This window comes from Robertkochia marina (assembly GCF_004799345.1).
In the GTDB taxonomy this organism is placed as follows: domain Bacteria; phylum Bacteroidota; class Bacteroidia; order Flavobacteriales; family Flavobacteriaceae; genus Robertkochia; species Robertkochia marina.
Genome location: NZ_SSMC01000002.1, coordinates 637,407 through 653,552 on the forward strand (window position 1 = coordinate 637,407; position 16,146 = coordinate 653,552).

Annotated in this window: 13 protein-coding genes; 8 read left to right on the plus strand and 5 right to left on the minus strand. The window is 41.9% G+C overall.

The window, feature by feature from the left end:
* Nucleotides 1-966, minus strand: coding sequence for a transporter (locus tag E7Z59_RS09220; protein WP_136336025.1), 966 nt, complete (start codon nt 964-966; stop codon nt 1-3).
* 193 nt (nt 967-1,159) lie between these two features.
* On the opposite strand from E7Z59_RS09220, the gene E7Z59_RS09225 reads away from it, so the two are divergent.
* From E7Z59_RS09225 to E7Z59_RS09240, 4 genes are read left to right on the plus strand one after another with little or no spacing between them, the layout of a single operon-like run.
* A complete protein-coding gene (locus E7Z59_RS09225) occupies nt 1,160-1,432 on the plus strand; it encodes a DUF4834 family protein (RefSeq protein WP_136336026.1) in 273 nt (90 codons plus the stop codon).
* 21 nt (nt 1,433-1,453) lie between these two features.
* Nucleotides 1,454-3,895 (plus strand): YfhO family protein, encoded by a 2,442-nt coding sequence (locus E7Z59_RS09230; protein ID WP_136336027.1) that lies wholly within the window; start codon nt 1,454-1,456, stop codon nt 3,893-3,895.
* On the plus strand, nt 3,886-5,190 hold the full coding sequence (locus tag E7Z59_RS09235; RefSeq protein WP_136336028.1) for a glycosyltransferase family 4 protein: 1,305 nt from the start codon (nt 3,886-3,888) through the stop codon (nt 5,188-5,190). Before E7Z59_RS09230 ends, E7Z59_RS09235 begins: the two co-directional genes overlap by 10 nt.
* Nucleotides 5,190-6,638: an oligosaccharide flippase family protein gene (locus E7Z59_RS09240; protein ID WP_136336029.1), complete on the plus strand. Its 1,449-nt coding sequence runs from the start codon at nt 5,190-5,192 to the stop codon at nt 6,636-6,638. The genes E7Z59_RS09235 and E7Z59_RS09240 overlap by 1 nt, the downstream gene beginning before the upstream one ends.
* Before the next feature lie 65 nt (nt 6,639-6,703).
* On the opposite strand, the gene E7Z59_RS09245 is transcribed toward E7Z59_RS09240, so the two are convergent.
* Both E7Z59_RS09245 and uvrA read right to left on the minus strand, forming a co-directional pair.
* On the minus strand, nt 6,704-7,867 hold the full coding sequence (locus tag E7Z59_RS09245; RefSeq protein WP_136336030.1) for a hypothetical protein: 1,164 nt from the start codon (nt 7,865-7,867) through the stop codon (nt 6,704-6,706).
* Nucleotides 7,868-8,782: 915 nt separating this feature from the next.
* Complete coding sequence (uvrA, locus tag E7Z59_RS09250) at nt 8,783-11,560, minus strand: excinuclease ABC subunit UvrA (protein ID WP_136336031.1); 2,778 nt, start codon at nt 11,558-11,560, stop codon at nt 8,783-8,785.
* A gap of 235 nt (nt 11,561-11,795) precedes the next feature.
* Between uvrA and E7Z59_RS09255 the strand changes: the two genes are divergently transcribed.
* Both E7Z59_RS09255 and E7Z59_RS15260 read left to right on the plus strand, forming a co-directional pair.
* On the plus strand, nt 11,796-12,377 hold the full coding sequence (locus tag E7Z59_RS09255) for an RNA polymerase sigma factor (protein ID WP_136336032.1): 582 nt from the start codon (nt 11,796-11,798) through the stop codon (nt 12,375-12,377).
* Nucleotides 12,378-12,431: 54 nt separating this feature from the next.
* On the plus strand, nt 12,432-12,575 hold the full coding sequence (locus E7Z59_RS15260) for a hypothetical protein (protein ID WP_168731274.1): 144 nt from the start codon (nt 12,432-12,434) through the stop codon (nt 12,573-12,575).
* 32 nt (nt 12,576-12,607) lie between these two features.
* Here the strand turns inward: E7Z59_RS15260 and nth are convergent, their stop codons facing one another.
* The gene (gene nth, locus E7Z59_RS09260) at nt 12,608-13,270 is read right to left on the minus strand and encodes an endonuclease III (RefSeq protein ID WP_136336033.1); all 663 of its coding nucleotides are present in this window, start codon (nt 13,268-13,270) and stop codon (nt 12,608-12,610) included.
* 43 nt (nt 13,271-13,313) lie between these two features.
* Here nth and bcp point away from each other — a divergent pair, with 43 nt between their 5' ends.
* Nucleotides 13,314-13,769, plus strand: coding sequence for a thioredoxin-dependent thiol peroxidase (gene bcp / locus E7Z59_RS09265; RefSeq protein WP_136336034.1), 456 nt, complete (start codon nt 13,314-13,316; stop codon nt 13,767-13,769).
* A 64-nt stretch (nt 13,770-13,833) separates the two neighbouring features.
* Here bcp and E7Z59_RS09270 read toward each other — a convergent pair whose 3' ends face one another.
* Nucleotides 13,834-15,297, minus strand: coding sequence for a TonB-dependent receptor (locus tag E7Z59_RS09270; RefSeq protein ID WP_136336035.1), 1,464 nt, complete (start codon nt 15,295-15,297; stop codon nt 13,834-13,836).
* 83 nt (nt 15,298-15,380) lie between these two features.
* Here E7Z59_RS09270 and E7Z59_RS09275 point away from each other — a divergent pair, with 83 nt between their 5' ends.
* Nucleotides 15,381-16,145, plus strand: a complete 765-nt coding sequence (locus E7Z59_RS09275; RefSeq protein ID WP_136336036.1) for an MBL fold metallo-hydrolase — start codon at nt 15,381-15,383, stop codon at nt 16,143-16,145.
* Nucleotide 16,146: the final 1 nt, after the last annotated feature.

Below are 16,146 nucleotides of genomic sequence, written 5' to 3' on the forward strand. Positions count from 1 at the left end.
TTAACCCTGCTCAAAGGGATTCTTTTTTTTAGACTTCTTCATTTTACGCAACGCTTTCTTTTCATAATCCGACATATTATCAATGCGCTTCTTCGGATCCTCGTGGAAATCCAATCGATAAGAGATCCCGGCTTCCCCAAAAATCCTGCTCGGAGTATCTTTGATATTCATCCCTCCGGAAACATCCACCTGCAGATTTTTATTGATAAGATAGGCTGCGCCTGCTCTGAACAATCCGTCTCCGTAAAAATCACTCTTAAACCCCTGGTGTTCGGCAAACAGAGAATATCTTCCGTTTGCAAGGGCATGAGTAAGGGTGATCACATAATTCAAAGACGGATCATCGGTGGTAAATTTATCATAAATGATATTGGAAACCAAGACCCATCGCGGGGTTATATGTTGTTGGGTGGCCAGCATGACCTTCGGACTTACCGTAGGTTCATTAGGAGGAAGAAAGGGGTTGTCGCCAAAATTAAAATTAGCACCTGCATAGATGGCTATGGCAGGCATCAGGTTTTTCCATTGAAAACTGTTGTTGGCTTTCCAACTGTAGATATTGGGTTTGCTGTTCGCATCATTCTTGAAAGGGTCGTAAATAAGGTATTTTATCCCAAGGGTGTTTCTCAGGAAATTGGTGCGATCGTATTCGGAAGCCGGTAGGGTTGAATTATCGGTTACAGATTCATAGGCAGCACTTCCGTCAAGAATAATTTCGAGGGCTTCAAAAAAAACTCCGTACCGTATCACATAATCCAGTCCCATTCGGCTTGCCTCGGTTCTGAGACCGGAATGATCTCTCATTTCATAAAAGAATCCGTTTTCACCCTGTATGACCCCGGTACCCACCGCATAAGCACTGTAGGAGTTACCCGGACGATTGGAGTTGATAACATCAGTATATTGAGCTTTTGCTGTTACTGTGATGCCTAAAACTAAAATAGCGCAGATCAAAAAATGTTTCATAGTAAGCTTGATTTTAAAGGGCTTTGGGTCAATGTGAATATTATTGTCTAAAATAAAAATATTGTATTATAAATCTTTCAAAATCTTGGCGACAATTTGGTTATATAACCCAATTATGGGGAATTTATTATTTTTTTAAGGTCGGCGGGTGCGGAAACCTTTATTTTTGCGCAGTAACCTTAAGTAGTATCGCATGCAGTTATTGAGAACCTTGCTCGTTATTTTACTCATTCTATTTGGTATGAGATTTTTTGCACGCCTGTTCGGACCATGGCTGGTAAAATATGCCTCCAAAAAGATACAGGATAAATTCAGGCAACGGTATGAACAACAATACGCTCAGCAATCCCGTAATTCGCGATATAAGGAGGGTGAGACCATTGTAGAGCCGGTTAAACCTTCTTCATCGTCAAAAAATTCTTCTGAAAAAGTTGGAGAATACATCGAATTTGAAGAAATTGATTAACCTAAACAACTACGCATCTTAATGACCGACCGATTTAAAAAAGCAGTACCTCATCTTGTGGTACTGTTGCTGTTTATTGCAACCTCTCTATTGTATTTCTCTCCTGTACTCCAGGGTAAAAAGATCTTTCAAAGTGATATCGTACAGTATATCGGAATGGCCCATGAGCGGGATGAATACAAACAGGCTACCGGAGAAGAGTCATACTGGACCAACAGTGCCTTTGGTGGTATGCCTACTTATCAGTTAGGAGCCAACTACCCTCATAATTATATAAAAGAACTGGATAGGGCCTTGCGATTTTTACCCAGGCCGGCCGATTATCTTTTTCTTTATTTCATAGGATGCTATCTGTTGTTGCTGGTATTGAGAGTGCCCTGGAAACTGGCAGCGATCGGTGCGCTTGGATTTGGGTTTTCTACCTATCTCATTATAATCCTTGGGGTGGGACATAACGCTAAAGCCCATGCGGTAGCTTATTTTCCCTGGGTGCTTTCGGGAATTATTCTTGCCCTGCGTAAAAAATATGTTTTCGGGTTCTTATTAACTGCTCTGGGTATGGCACTGGAGATCAGTGCTAACCATTTTCAAATGACCTATTATTTGTTATTGCTGGTATTGGTTTTGGGAGCCGTTTATTTGTATGATGCCATCAGGAAAAAGGAACTGCCTTCTTTTCTTAAATCTATAGGTGTTTTGGCAGCGGCAGTGGTTTTGGCAATAGGTACCAATGCCACGAATATAATGGCAACAAGTGAATATGCGAAATGGTCAACCAGAGGCCCTAGTGAATTAACCACAGACCCTCAGGGGAATGAATTAAAGAAGGAGAGCGGACTCGATAAGGAGTATATCACTGCTTACAGTTATGGTTTAATGGAGTCTTTTAACCTCTTCGCTTCCCGCTTGTTCGGAGGAGGAGATCAGGAGGATGTGGGACAGGAATCCAACACGTATAAATTTCTGATCAACCAGGGAGTTCCCCGTTCTCAGGCGCTTAATTTTACCAAAGCCTTGCCGATGTACTGGGGTGGTCAACCGGGGGTTGCCGCACCGGCCTATGTCGGGGCAGTGCTTTTGTTCTTCTTCGTGGTTGGTTTGTTTCTGGTTAAAGAAAAGCACAAATGGTGGTTGTTTGGGGGAGCGGTTTTATCCCTGGTCTTGTCATGGGGTAAGAATTTTGATCTCCTGACGAATTTTATGATCGACTATTTCCCTTTATATAACAAATTCAGAGCTATCACCTCAATTCAGGTGATTCTTGAACTTTGTGTGCCTGTATTGGCTGTGATGGCCCTGGCGGCTTTAATTGATAGATCGGTTAAAAGTTCAGAGAAGTTAACGGCCACACGCAATGCTGCCCTGGTGTTTGGTGGTATAGGTTTATTGCTTTTTATGATCAAGGGGAATTTTGATTTTTCCGGATCCTATGATGATTACTTCGCACAATCCATGGGGCCTGAATTGGTTGATATGATCGTTAGAGACCGTAAAGACTTTTATACCCACGACCTTCTCAGAAGTCTTTTATTTGTTGGAATTTCAGGTGTATTGTCATGGCTTCTCATTAAAGGAAAGGTTAAAGAGAATCTCTTCATTGCAGGAGTGGGGCTGCTGGTACTCATAGATCTGGTGAGCGTTGATAAGCGTTATGTGAATAAAGATGATTTTGTACAAGCCAGGGTTATGAATAAACCTTTTCAGGCAGATGCAGCTGATGCACAGATCCTTCAGGATGAGGGGCATTTCAGGGTATATGATACCCAGGAAGGACTCAACGGAGCAAAAAATTCTTATTTCCACAATTCCATAGGAGGTTATCATGCCGCAAAACCAAAACGCCTTCAAGAGCTCTTTGAATACCAGGTGTCGAAGAATAATACCGAGATCCTTTCCATGTTTAATGTAAAATACATTAAAAGAAGAACAGAAGAGGGGCAGGTAGTGGCTATGGAAAATCCGGAGGCTAACGGAAATGCCTGGTTTATTCAGGAACTTTCGGGAGTTAATGGTGCCGATGCTGAAATGAATGCTTTAGGAACTATAAACACCAGGAAACAAGCTGTCATTGACACGACCAAAGCAACATCAAAATCCATTTTGAATTATATCGGGAATTATGACCAGGATTCTACCTCAGTGATCACTCTGAAGAGTTCTAGTCCTGACAAGATGGTATATCAAAGTGAGAATGAACATGCAGGGTTTGCTGTTTTTTCTGAAATGTATTATCCCCATGGGTGGAAGGTAACCATAGACGGAGAAGAGGCACCTCACTATCGCGTAAATTATACCTTACGAGGATTGTATGTTCCGGAAGGTTCACATGAGATCATTTTTGAGTTCGTTCCACAGGTAGTGAAAACCGGAAGCACCATTTCGTTAATTAGCAGTCTGATTCTGGTCTTGTGTTTTGGAGGAGCCATTTACCGGTTTCGTAAACAAAATACTTTATGTGCATAGAAGTGGGTAAAGATGCTTTAAAAAAAGTCCTGATCATTACCTATTACTGGCCACCTGCCGGCGGACCGGGTGTTCAGCGTTGGCTGAAGTTTGTAAAATATCTCGGTGATTATGGGGTAGATCCTGTGATCTACGCACCCTCTAATCCGAATTACCCACTTATAGATGATAGCCTTGAAAAGGAAATTCCTAAGGGCGTTAAAGTATTTAAACAACCTATTTTTGAGCCCTATAAACTGGCGTCGATCCTCTCCAGGAAAGGTACCCAAAATATGAGCAGGGGCCTGATCCGGGAAAAACAACAGAGCTGGGTAGAAAAAGTTCTTCTGTGGATAAGGGGAAATTTATTTATTCCCGATGCGAGAAAGTTCTGGGTGAAGCCTTCTGTAAAATATTTAAAGAAACTCATTTCAGACGAAGATATAGAGGTTGTTATTACCACCGGACCCCCTCACAGCCTGCATTTGATCGGTGCTGAACTAAAGGGGTTGCCCGGGGTGAAATGGATCGCTGATTTCAGGGATCCCTGGACAGGGATAGGTTATCACAATAAATTAAAGCCGGGAAAAAGAGCCCGGAGCTTACACAAAACTCTTGAGAAAAAGGTGTTGCAGGAGGCAGATATGGTTCTGGCTACCAGTAAGACCACCGCAAAAGAGCTTTCTGATATTTCGGGGCGAAAGGTTAAAACCATCACCAATGGGTTCGACGAGGTTGATGCTTTGGAACATCCGGTATCTGAAAAATTTTGTCTTTCACATATAGGGTCATTATTAACCGGCAGAGATCCTGAGATCTTATGGGAGGTACTGGGGGAATTGTCAAGTGAGGTAGAAGGGTTTCAGGAACAATTAGAAGTAAGGCTTGTTGGAGCGGTGAGCGAAGATGTTTTGGGATCGATCAAAAAAGCCGGGATTGGTGAACATGTGAATGTGATAGGGTATGTATCTCATGACAAGGCTCTGGAATTGCAAAGGGAAGCGAGGGTCTTATTGTTACTGGAGATAGATTCTGAAATTACCCGTGGTATCATACCCGGGAAGCTTTTTGAATACATGGCTGCGCAGCGTCCAATCGTTGCTATCGGGCCCCAAGGTTGGGAGGTTGGCTCTATTCTCAAGGAAACAGGTGCCGGCCATATCTTCACCTATGGGGATAAAACTTCACTAAAAAAGAACATATTGGCATTGTATCAGGATTTCCTTAGCAACCGTAACCTTGCCAATCTGCAAATAGCACAATACTCCAGAAAAGCGCTGACAGAGGTGTTGGCGGGAGTCATAAAACAACTCTGATGGGGATCGTTAAAAAGCAATCTTTACAAAATATGATCAGTACCTATGCCGGATTTGGTATCGGTGCTATCAATACGATCTTATTGTACCCATACCTGCTTTCAGACAATCAATTTGGTTTAGTGAGTTTCCTGCTTTCTACTGCCAACCTGATGATGCCGCTTATGGCTTTTGGAGTTCAAAATACCTTGATCAAGTTCTATACCTCCTTTGATAAGGATGCAGAACGCGGAAAGTTTACAGCCTTAATGCTTTGCTTGCCTCTGGTGGTTGCCGTCTTAGTCGGATTGGTAGGAACTGTTGCTTATGAATGGATCTCATCTTTTCTGAGCAATAAGAACAAGGAGGTATCCGGTTATATCTGGATCATTTTTGTGATCGGCTTTGCCATGTCTTACTTTGAGGTATTTTACGCATGGACCAAGGTGCATTTGCAATCGGTTTATGGTAACTTTCTCAAAGAGGTTTTTCCCCGGCTTTGCGTATTGCTTTTATTGGCGGGGATCTTCTTTAATTGGCTGACTGTTTATCAATTTATCCTGGCACTCTCTGGTGTATACCTGTTAAGAATGCTTTTGATGGGGCTTAATGCCCTTAGTGTACAACGCCCTGAAATGGTTTGGGGTTTGCCACATAATACCTCGGCCATTTTGAAGTATACCACCCTTATTATTCTGGGGGGATCTGTGGCAGTTGTTTTTCTCGATATAGATAAGTTTATGCTCAACCAGTATCTGGATCTTAGTAACATAGCCTATTACAATGTTGCAGTTTATATTGCAGTGGTTATTGCAGTTCCTGCACGAGCGCTTCACCAGATCACTTATCCCTTGACCTCTAAATTGATGAATGAGGGCAATTTTAAAGAACTCAGCGCACTTTATAAGAAAAGCTCCATCAACCTATTTGTTGTAAGCGGACTCATATTTCTGTTGATCATTCTGAACATAGGGCAGTTATATGAGCTGTTGCCGGAGACCTACAGGGGAGGGGTCAGTGTGGTCTTTTTAATATCCATTGCTAAATTAGGAGATAACCTGATAGGCAATAATAATGCGATCATCTATAACAGCAACTATTACAGGATGGTATTATTTTTTGGCCTGCTTTTGGCAGTGCTGACCATTCTGCTGAATATGATATTCATACCTATTTGGGGAATAAACGGAGCTGCTTTCGCTTCTTTACTGGCATTTTTCCTTTATAATGCCGTTAAAATATGGTTTGTAAAACGTAAAATGGCACTTTTTCCATTTAGCCGTAATACCGTAGGGGTGTTGTTCTTGATCGCAGGATGTTCGGGGGTATTTTATTTCTGGGATTTTCCTTTTCACCCTGTGATCAACATACTTCTAAAATCTGTTTTGATCGCGGTGGTGTACCTGTTTTTAGCCTATCGTTTTAAGCTTGCTCCTGAAGTAAACGAAGAGATCAATAAATACCTTTAAAAAAAGGGTGCCTTGACAGACACCCTTTTCGTACTAACTAACTCAAATTTAAATTCCGGATTAAATTATTCTGACCTTTTCCCGGCATTTCCGTTTCTGGACGTTCTTGCGGTACTTTTTCTTCTTTCAACCTTTGAGGGTTTACTGCTTCTGGAATAGCTTTTACTTCTGCTTTCTGCCTTCCTGTAATCACGCCCTCCTTTGTTATAAGATCTATTTACATCAGACTTTTTTGATCCTTCAGTCCTCGAAACCCGTGTGGTTTTGGTGACTGTTTTTCCCGGACGCTTCACTGTGGTACTTCTTGTAGTAACCACCTTTCTGTTGGGAGATGCAGAACCGCTGTATCTTTTACCGTTATTTACCGTATTATTAGTGTTTCTGCTTCGCGGAGGCTTCGTATAGCCTCTATTTGTTTTGGCTTTAACCCGCTTCCCATTATTTCCTCTGTAGGCTTCATTCTTATTGTATCCTCGAGCGTTAACATAACCAAGACTTCGGTTTCTTACATCATTACGGGCTTTCATATCATTTCTTCGAACCACTCTTCGATCGTTTCTGTAAACATCTCTTCTGGGGTTCGCATCCTTATAGTGATATGTTCTTCCTATATGTGCGTGAGCCCTGCGGTAATTATTTCTATAAGGCCTGTAATAGGTATATCTGACAGGTTGATAATATCTTCTGTAAGGCCTTGGATTTACAAGACATAAACCAACGGCAGGTCTTACGAAATAATCGTAAACAGGTCTGTAAACGAAGTGTCTGTTGTACACATTTACGTAGCCTTGGAATCTGTTGAATTGTCCATAAGGATTGTAATACAGGTATAATCCGCCCACACGAGCCAAATGTCCACCATTGTAGTATACATTGATACTTCCTATTCGGTTGATACGCCCGTAAAAGTCATAGTAAATAGGAGTATTCTCGATCTGAATTACAGCACCATAGTCATCGTATTGCACCCAGGGACTGTAATTGTATCCTGCATTGAAGCTGATGTTAACTCCATTGCTATGGTATGAGGCACCAACATAGGCAGGATTATCGATGAAAAAGTCGAATTCACCATCAGGATATATAGAAAATGTAATTCCGTTCTCTACAAAGATCACTGCGTTGGTGGCACCAAAAGTACGGTTATGAGCAAAAGCTTCAGCTTCCTTGGCGAAGAGTGCTCCATAGCTTATTAAAAAGCTCAACAGGGTAGTAATTACGTGTCTCATAGTCATTAGGTTTTAAGGTTCAACAACTTTTGGTTGGTATGTATTATTTAAGAATCAAACAGCGTGCCAAAATTCAAAACGCTTGATTTTACTGGGGTTTCCAAAGACCTTGTATTTTTTGTAAAGCACTGAACCTCAGTAAAAAGAAAACTCCGCAAACCGGAAAATTTCCGATGTTGCGGAGTTTAGCAACTAACCAACCAATAATCAAAAAATTAGCCTAAGGCCAATACGTATATTTTTTTCAGGATCAGATTCGCCTGTGAAGAGTGTTGACGAACACAAAGAATACTTTGTTCAATGGTGTGCGGTCAAGCTTCTACTGATCCAGGGTTCTGATTCGATATGTATATTACAATTAGTGTGCCAAAAAATTTAAAACCCGGCTGAACCTGATTTTCCTTTTCTTATGAAACAATGTAGGGCTCAGGATTTTCCTTTGGATGATTATTGGTGAAAACACGGCGCATATGTTCGGATCAATCCCTTATTAAATTTGCCATTACGAGGTTTTTGAAATCCGGATTTCTTGTGGAGTTGGATGACGGATTGTAAATTAAAACATAAATGGGCTCCTTCCCCTGGTCAGGGAGGGATGAGCGTGAAGAAAATGTCCTGAGGACATTTTTAGCGATATAGCCGGCTGGCGAGAGTGATATGCCGCTATAAGCGGGGTCGGAAGGGGTTGTTTATTTAGGTTAATAACAACCCACCCCGTCTCGAGACCTTGTCTCGATTGCCCTCGCGCCATCTGGCTCCTTCACTAAAAACAGCCACTGGCTGTTTTCTAAACGTTCGGCCCTCTAACTAGGGCGGGGAGTCTCTATATATTTTTTCGTTTTATTAAAATCCATCAGTGACAGGAGCTACCTTGAATTATTGTACCTGTACTATCCCAATTAACTCTTAATGATGCTATAGCTTGTCTTTGAGGTACTCCCAGGTGTACCCTTTTTTGGCGGCAACCACTTCTTCAGGGGTTCCCCGGGCAATAACCTCTCCACCCTTGATTCCGCCATCGGGCCCCAGGTCTATAAGGTGGTCTGCACATTTAATGAGGTCCAGATTATGCTCTATAACGATTACAGAATGGCCCTTTTCAATAAGAGCATTCAGGGAGGTTAATAGTTTTTTAATGTCATGAAAATGAAGACCTGTGGTGGGTTCGTCAAAAATAAACAAGGCTTTATCCTTACTGTTTCCTTTCACTAAAAAGGAGGCCAGCTTGATTCGCTGAGCTTCTCCTCCCGAAAGGGTAGAAGAAGACTGTCCGAGCGTTACATAGCCAAGGCCGACGTCTTGAAGAGGTTTCAATTTGCTTACGATCTTCTTTTGCTCATGCACTCTGAAAAACTCAACAGCATCATCAATGGTCATATTCAGAATGTCATTAATGTTCTTATCCTGAAACCTTACTTCAAGCACGTCTTTTTTGAATCGTTTACCTCCGCAGGTTTCACATTCAAGATGCACATCGGCCATAAACTGCATCTCTATGGTTACTTCACCCTCTCCTTTACAGGTTTCACAGCGACCACCTTCTACATTAAAAGAGAAGTGTTTTGGTTTATAACCCCGCATCTTTGCCAGCTTTTGATTTGCCAGCAGGCTGCGAATATCATCGTATGCTTTGATATAGGTAACCGGATTGGAACGTGAGGAACGGCCGATAGGATTTTGGTCAACGAACTCTACTTGTTTCAGGTTACCCAGGTTACCCTCCAGGCTGCTGAATTGACCGGCTTTTTCACCATAACCACCAATTTCTTTTAATACGGCAGGGTAGAGGATCTTTTTAACCAGCGTACTTTTACCACTTCCTGATACCCCGGTAACTACCGTAAGACACTGCAGCGGGAAGCGAACATCTATATTTTTAAGATTGTTTTCACGGGCACCTTTGATTTCCACATAAAAGCTTCCTTTACGGCGTTTTTCGGGTACGGCGATACTTTCTTCGGTATTCAGGTATTTTGCGGTTAATGAGTCACTTTTGAGAATTTCCTCGAAACTTCCTGTGGCAACAACTTGACCGCCATGGGTTCCTGCTTCAGGACCGATATCTATAATTTCATCAGCGGCTTTCATAATGTCTTCATCATGCTCTACCACTATGACCGTATTCCCCAGATCTCTTAAAGAGCGGAGTACCCCGATCAGTTTTTCGGTGTCTTTAGGATGCAGACCAATACTGGGTTCGTCAAGTATGTACATAGATCCCACGAGGCTGCTTCCCAGAGATGTGGCAAGGTTAATACGTTGAGATTCTCCGCCGCTCAGGGTGTTTGACTTACGGTTTAGGGTAAGATAGTCCAGGCCTACATTCCCTAAGAACTCCAATCGGCTTCTGATCTCCTTTAGAAGGCGTTTTGCAATGGCCGTTTCATGATCATCGAGTTGCAACTGATCAAAATAAGTCTTGAGATCTTCAATTGGGAGTTCTACGAGTTCGGTGATATTCTTATCGCCAACTCTTACGTACGATGCCTCTTTGCGAAGGCGACGCCCTTTACAGACATCGCATCGTGTTTTACCCCGGTAGCGGGAAAGCATTACCCGGTTTTGTATCTTATAGCTTTTCTCTTCCAATTCAGTAAAGAACTCACTGAGACCGGTAAAATATTTATTTCCCTGCCAAACCAGGTCCCTTTGATCCTGTGTAAGCTCGTACCATGGTTTATGGATCGGAAAATCGAATTTATAGGCGTTATTAACCAGCTGATCGCGATACCAGCTCATACTTTCACCTCTCCAGGCAAAAATGGCATTCTCATAAACCGAAAGGCCGGTGTTGGGCACTATAAGCTCTTCATCAAGCCCGATCACATCACCATAGCCTTCACATTTAGGACAGGCCCCGTAAGGGTTGTTAAAACTGAACAGATGCACGTTGGGCTCTAAAAAACTGACTCCATCGAGTTCAAATCGATTACTGAAGTGATGTTCCTTGCCGGTTTTCAGATCTTCGATGATACATTCGCCCTTTCCTTCAAAAAAGGCTGTATCAACAGCATCTCCCAGCCGGTTGTAAAAGTCTTCTTCATGTTTTACAATGATCCGGTCGACCACCAGGAAAAAATCGTGATCAATTTCTTCGGTGATCTCATCGATACGAAGTACTTCTCCCTGGTATTTTATTCTGGCATATCCCTGTTGGGCGAGGATCTCAAGAGTTTTGAGAACACTTCGGTCATCAGGTATATGTACGGGGGCCAGTAATAAAAGCTTACTGCGTTCTTCGTAGTTCTTTACAAAACGGAGCACGTCAGAAACCGTGTGTTTTTTTACCATTTCTCCCGATAGAGGAGAGTAGGTTTTACCCACCCTGGCAAAAAGAAGTTTCAGGTAATCATAGATCTCGGTAGTAGTTCCAACCGTAGATCGTGGGTTGGTAGAGTTCACCTTTTGTTCTATGGCTATGGCGGGAGCAATTCCTTTTATATAATCTACTTTAGGCTTGTTGAGTCTTCCAAGAAATTGTCGGGCATAGGAGGAAAGACTCTCCACATACCGGCGTTGTCCTTCTGCGTATAAAGTATCAAAGGCCAGACTTGATTTACCACTTCCGGAGAGCCCGGTGATCACTACCAGTTTATTCCTTGGAATAGCAACATCTATATTGCGTAGGTTGTGGAGACGGGCTCCTTTTATAAGAATGTTTTTTTTGGGATCTAACGTCGAAATATCAGTCATAGCCTGCTTTGAAAAGAACAAAGATAAGAATCTAATAGGATTGATTTTAAACGCCTTGTAAAAGAAAGATTATAAAAAAATGCTAAAAATTTTTTGCTTATGTCTTTGAAATATTTTTATATTTGGTTCAACCAATGCCTAAATATACTACGCCTATACTATAAAATTACTTTTTATCAATCAACTAATTGCTATGCCTTTTTTTGAGAGGCAGCGGCGTTTAAAAAGTAATTTTATGGACCAACAGCTTCAGGATTCATGTTTGGTAGCCAACTACCTACGAGGTGATGAGAAGGCACTTGAAGTGCTGATTAACAGACATTCCCAACGTATTTACAGTTTTATTTTTTCGAAAGTCTACAACAGAGACATTACGGAGGATATTTTTCAGGATACCTTTATTAAGGTGATCAAAACCCTGAAAAAAGGAAAGTATAACGAAGAAGGTAAATTTTTACCCTGGGTCATGCGCATTGCGCATAACCTTGTTATTGATCACTTCAGGAGAAATGCGAGAATGCCAAAATTTGAAGGCAGTGATGATTTTAATATTTTTTCAGTTCTGGGCGATTCTTCCCTGAACGCAGAAAAACAAATAATTAAAGACCAGGTAGAGCTTGATGTAAGGCGTTTGATCGCAGAATTACCTGAGGATCAGCGTGAGGTGTTGAAAATGCGACTTTATAAGGATATGAGCTTTAAAGAGATCGCAGAAGTGACCGGGGTATCTATTAATACCGCGCTGGGCCGGATGCGTTATGCGGTGATCAACCTGAGAAAACTCATCGAAAAAAATAATATTATTTTAACCAATTAACACAATAACAGGAAGTTTGCCACGTTAAAAGAGAAGTAATCGTAAACTAACAGCATGGCAAATCTCTACATTTCAGAATCTTTTAAGAAACAAGAACTTAAGCCAAAAAAGGAAACCATTGATTTTCTGCTTAATTATTCTAAAGCTTTAAGTGTTACCAAGTACAAGGAATTAAGTTTTGAGACGATCTCAAACTGATCTTTGTTTAAAAGCCCGGTGAATCTCAGGATCTACCGGGGTTTTTTGTTTTTATACCAGGCATCGATCACACTTTTTCTTCCGATGGTTTTGGTAATAATATCCTTCTCCAGGTCCCAGCCACGTGCTGGAGAGTATTCACGACCATAGTATATGATCTGTAAATGAAGTTTATTCCATTTCTCTTTTGGGAATAATCTTTTTGCGTCCTTCTCAGTCTGCACTACATTTTTACCCGTGGTCAGATTCCATCGGTACATAAGTCTGTGAATATGGGTGTCTACAGGAAAGGCAGGAATTCCGAAAGCTTGTGCCACCACCACACTGGCGGTTTTATGTCCCACCCCGGGTAACTCCTCCAAAGCCTCTAAGGAGGTGGGTACTTCTCCCTCATGTTTATCGATAAGGATCTGCGAGAGTTCATGAATGGCCTTCGATTTAGAAGGAGATAAACCGACCGGTTTAATGATCTCCCTGATCTCATCCACACTCAGCTTCACCATATGATAGGGTGTTTGAGCTCGTTTAAATAGGATGGGGGTGATGGTGTTTACCCGTGCATCGGTACTTTGTGCAGATAACAAAACCGCTATCAACAAGGTGTAAGGGTCAGTATGGTCTAAGGGTATTGGTACTTGTGGATATAATTCTTCGAGAGTGTCTACCACGAAGGCTGCTTTTTCTGCTTTAGTCATTATTTCCTAATTTAGAGCGACGTAAAACTATTAAAAAAAATCTATGAAAACATTGAAAGCAGGAGATAAGGTGCCTTCTTTTACCGGTACTACGGATAAAGGTGAAACCCTGAGCCTGGATGATTTTAAAGGAAAAAAACTGATCGTATTTTTTTATCCTAAAGCGAGTACTCCGGGATGTACGGCAGAAGCCTGCAACCTTCGCGACCATTACAGCGAACTGCAGTCAAAAGGTTATGAACTACTGGGTGTCAGTGCCGATTCTGTGAAACGCCAATCCAATTTCAGCAATAAATATGAATTCCCTTTTCCGTTGCTGGCAGATGAAAATAAAGAAGTTATAGAGGCCTTCGGTGTTTGGGGACCGAAAAAATTTATGGGTAAGGAGTATGATGGAATTCATCGAATGACCTTTATAATTGATGAAACCGGTACGGTAGAGCGTGTTATTCAAAAGGTAAAGACCAAAGATCACGCTGCTCAGATCCTGGAGGATTAAGCCTGAAATAGAGAAGTAAAAAAGCCCTGAATGTTCAGGGCTTTTTTTATAGAATGCTTTTAAATCAGGATTTCGTCTTTTCTGTAAGCTGTTCAGGAGATTTGTATTCAAACAAATTCTTTTTCTTTATCAGCTCTGCGATACCCTTGGGCAACATATCCTCCCAGCCTTCTTCATTATTGGTGATCTTTTTAAGTACTTCTCTCGAGAAAATATTGAGGATCTCCGGATCGTAGTCAAAAATATCAACCACTTTGCCGTTGTATTTAAAGAACTTGTAAAGCTCTTTCATCCGTGGATGTACCTTCAGATTGTTGCTGGTAACCAGAAGACCTGTTTCCGGATCTACCATAGGGTAGAGGTATACCCTGAGGTCTTTATAGAAGAGTTTTCCGAATGCTTCCAGAATACCACCGCTCAGGTGACGATAATAGCGTTCATCAAAGATCTCCACCAGGTTATTAACGCCCATGGTCAAGGCCATGCGCTCACGGGTGTAGTTAGAGAAGTACTCTACCAACTTGTAATACTCCTGGAAATTCGAGATCAATACCGTCTGCCCCAGGGAACATAACAGGCGTGCTCTGTCCATGAAATCTTCTTCATCGATCTCACCTTCTGCTCTCAGGTTGGAAAGCGTGATCTCAAAGATCACAACCGTTTTTTCTTCTTCTACCTTGTTCTCGCGGATAAAGATGTCATAAGACTTCTGGAACATATCCATATTCACCTTGGTCACCGGTCGGAAACTACCTCTTAGTGCCAGAATATTCTTTTTGTAAAGAATGGCTGCAGGTAAAATATTGTTCCCGTCAGGTCCGAACATTACCGCTTCGGTCATTCCGTTCTTCACCAGTTGAAGACTCATCAGCCTGTTATCAACGTTCTCGAACCTGGGTCCTGAAAAGTTGATCATATCGATCTCAATAGTATCCTTGTCGATGTGATCGTAGAGGTATTTAAGTAGTTTCTTAGGCTTGTGGTGCTTGTAAAAAGCCCCATAGATAAGGTTAACACCTAAGATACCCAGGGTTTCCTGTTGCAGGCGTGCTTCGGTTTGCTTAAAACGAATATGTAAAACAATATCGTTATAAGCTTCTCCCGGTTCGAGTTGGAATTTTATTCCCAGCCAGCCATGACCAAGATACTTCTTGGCAAAATCAATGGTAGCTACCGTATTGGCGAAGGAAAAGAAAATTTTATTTGGATGCTCTTCTCTTGAGATTCGCTGCTCCATGAGTTTCATTTCATGGTCCAGCATTTTCTCAAGCCTGGCCTCTGTTACGTAACGTCCGTCATCTTCAGCACCGTAAATAGCGTCACTGAACGATTTGTCATAGGCACTCATAGCCTTGGCTATGGTACCCGATGCTCCACCGGCTCGGAAAAAGTGTCGTACCGTTTCTTGCCCGGCACCGATCTCCGAAAAGGTTCCGTATATGGTCTCGTTGAGATTTATTCTTAAGGCCTTGGCCTTGAGAGAAGGGACATTTTCGAAATTTTTATCACCTTTTAAAACTATTGGCATAGTTCAATATTCTTTGTGGCAAAGTTAAAAAAGTTTCATGAAGCTAATCAGATAATAAATGATAAATTTGGTAAAAAATCAGTGTGGAAGTTACATTTTTAGGCACCGGAACATCACAGGGAATCCCAGTAATTGCGAGTGATCATCCTGTTTGTAAAAGTGAAGACCCAAAGGATAAACGCCTTAGGGTGTCGGTTATGGTTTCCTGGAATAACCATAACTATATTATAGACTGTGGTCCTGATTTCAGGCAGCAGATGCTGGCCAACAATGTACAACACATAGAGGGTATTCTTTTTACTCATGAACATGCAGACCATATTATGGGGATGGATGATATACGCCCCTTTTTCTTCAGGCAGGGAGATATCCCTATTTATGCGCATAAACGGGTGTTAAGATCGCTGCAGGTAAAATTTGATTACATATTTGCCACCGAAGATCGTTACCCCGGGGCTCCGGCGGTAGATGCCCGGGAAGTTGTCAACGGAAAGCCGATCATGCTCAATGGGATAGAGGTAATACCTGTAAGCGCCAGGCACAACCGGCTTCAGGTCTTCGGATATCGCTTTAAAGATTTTGCCTACCTTACTGATGTGAGTGCCATAGAAGAAGAAGAGGTGGCTAAGCTTCACGGAGTAAAGGTTTTGGTGGTTAATGCCCTCAGAAAAGAACCGCATCACTCTCACTTCAACCTTGATGAAGCCCTGGCATTTGTCAGAGAGGTCAATCCTGAGCGTGCTTATTTTACTCATATCAGTGCTCATATGGGATTTCATGAGGAGGTTCAAAAAGAACTGCCTCCGAACATATATCTAGCATACGATAACCTTAAGATTAATATTTAAA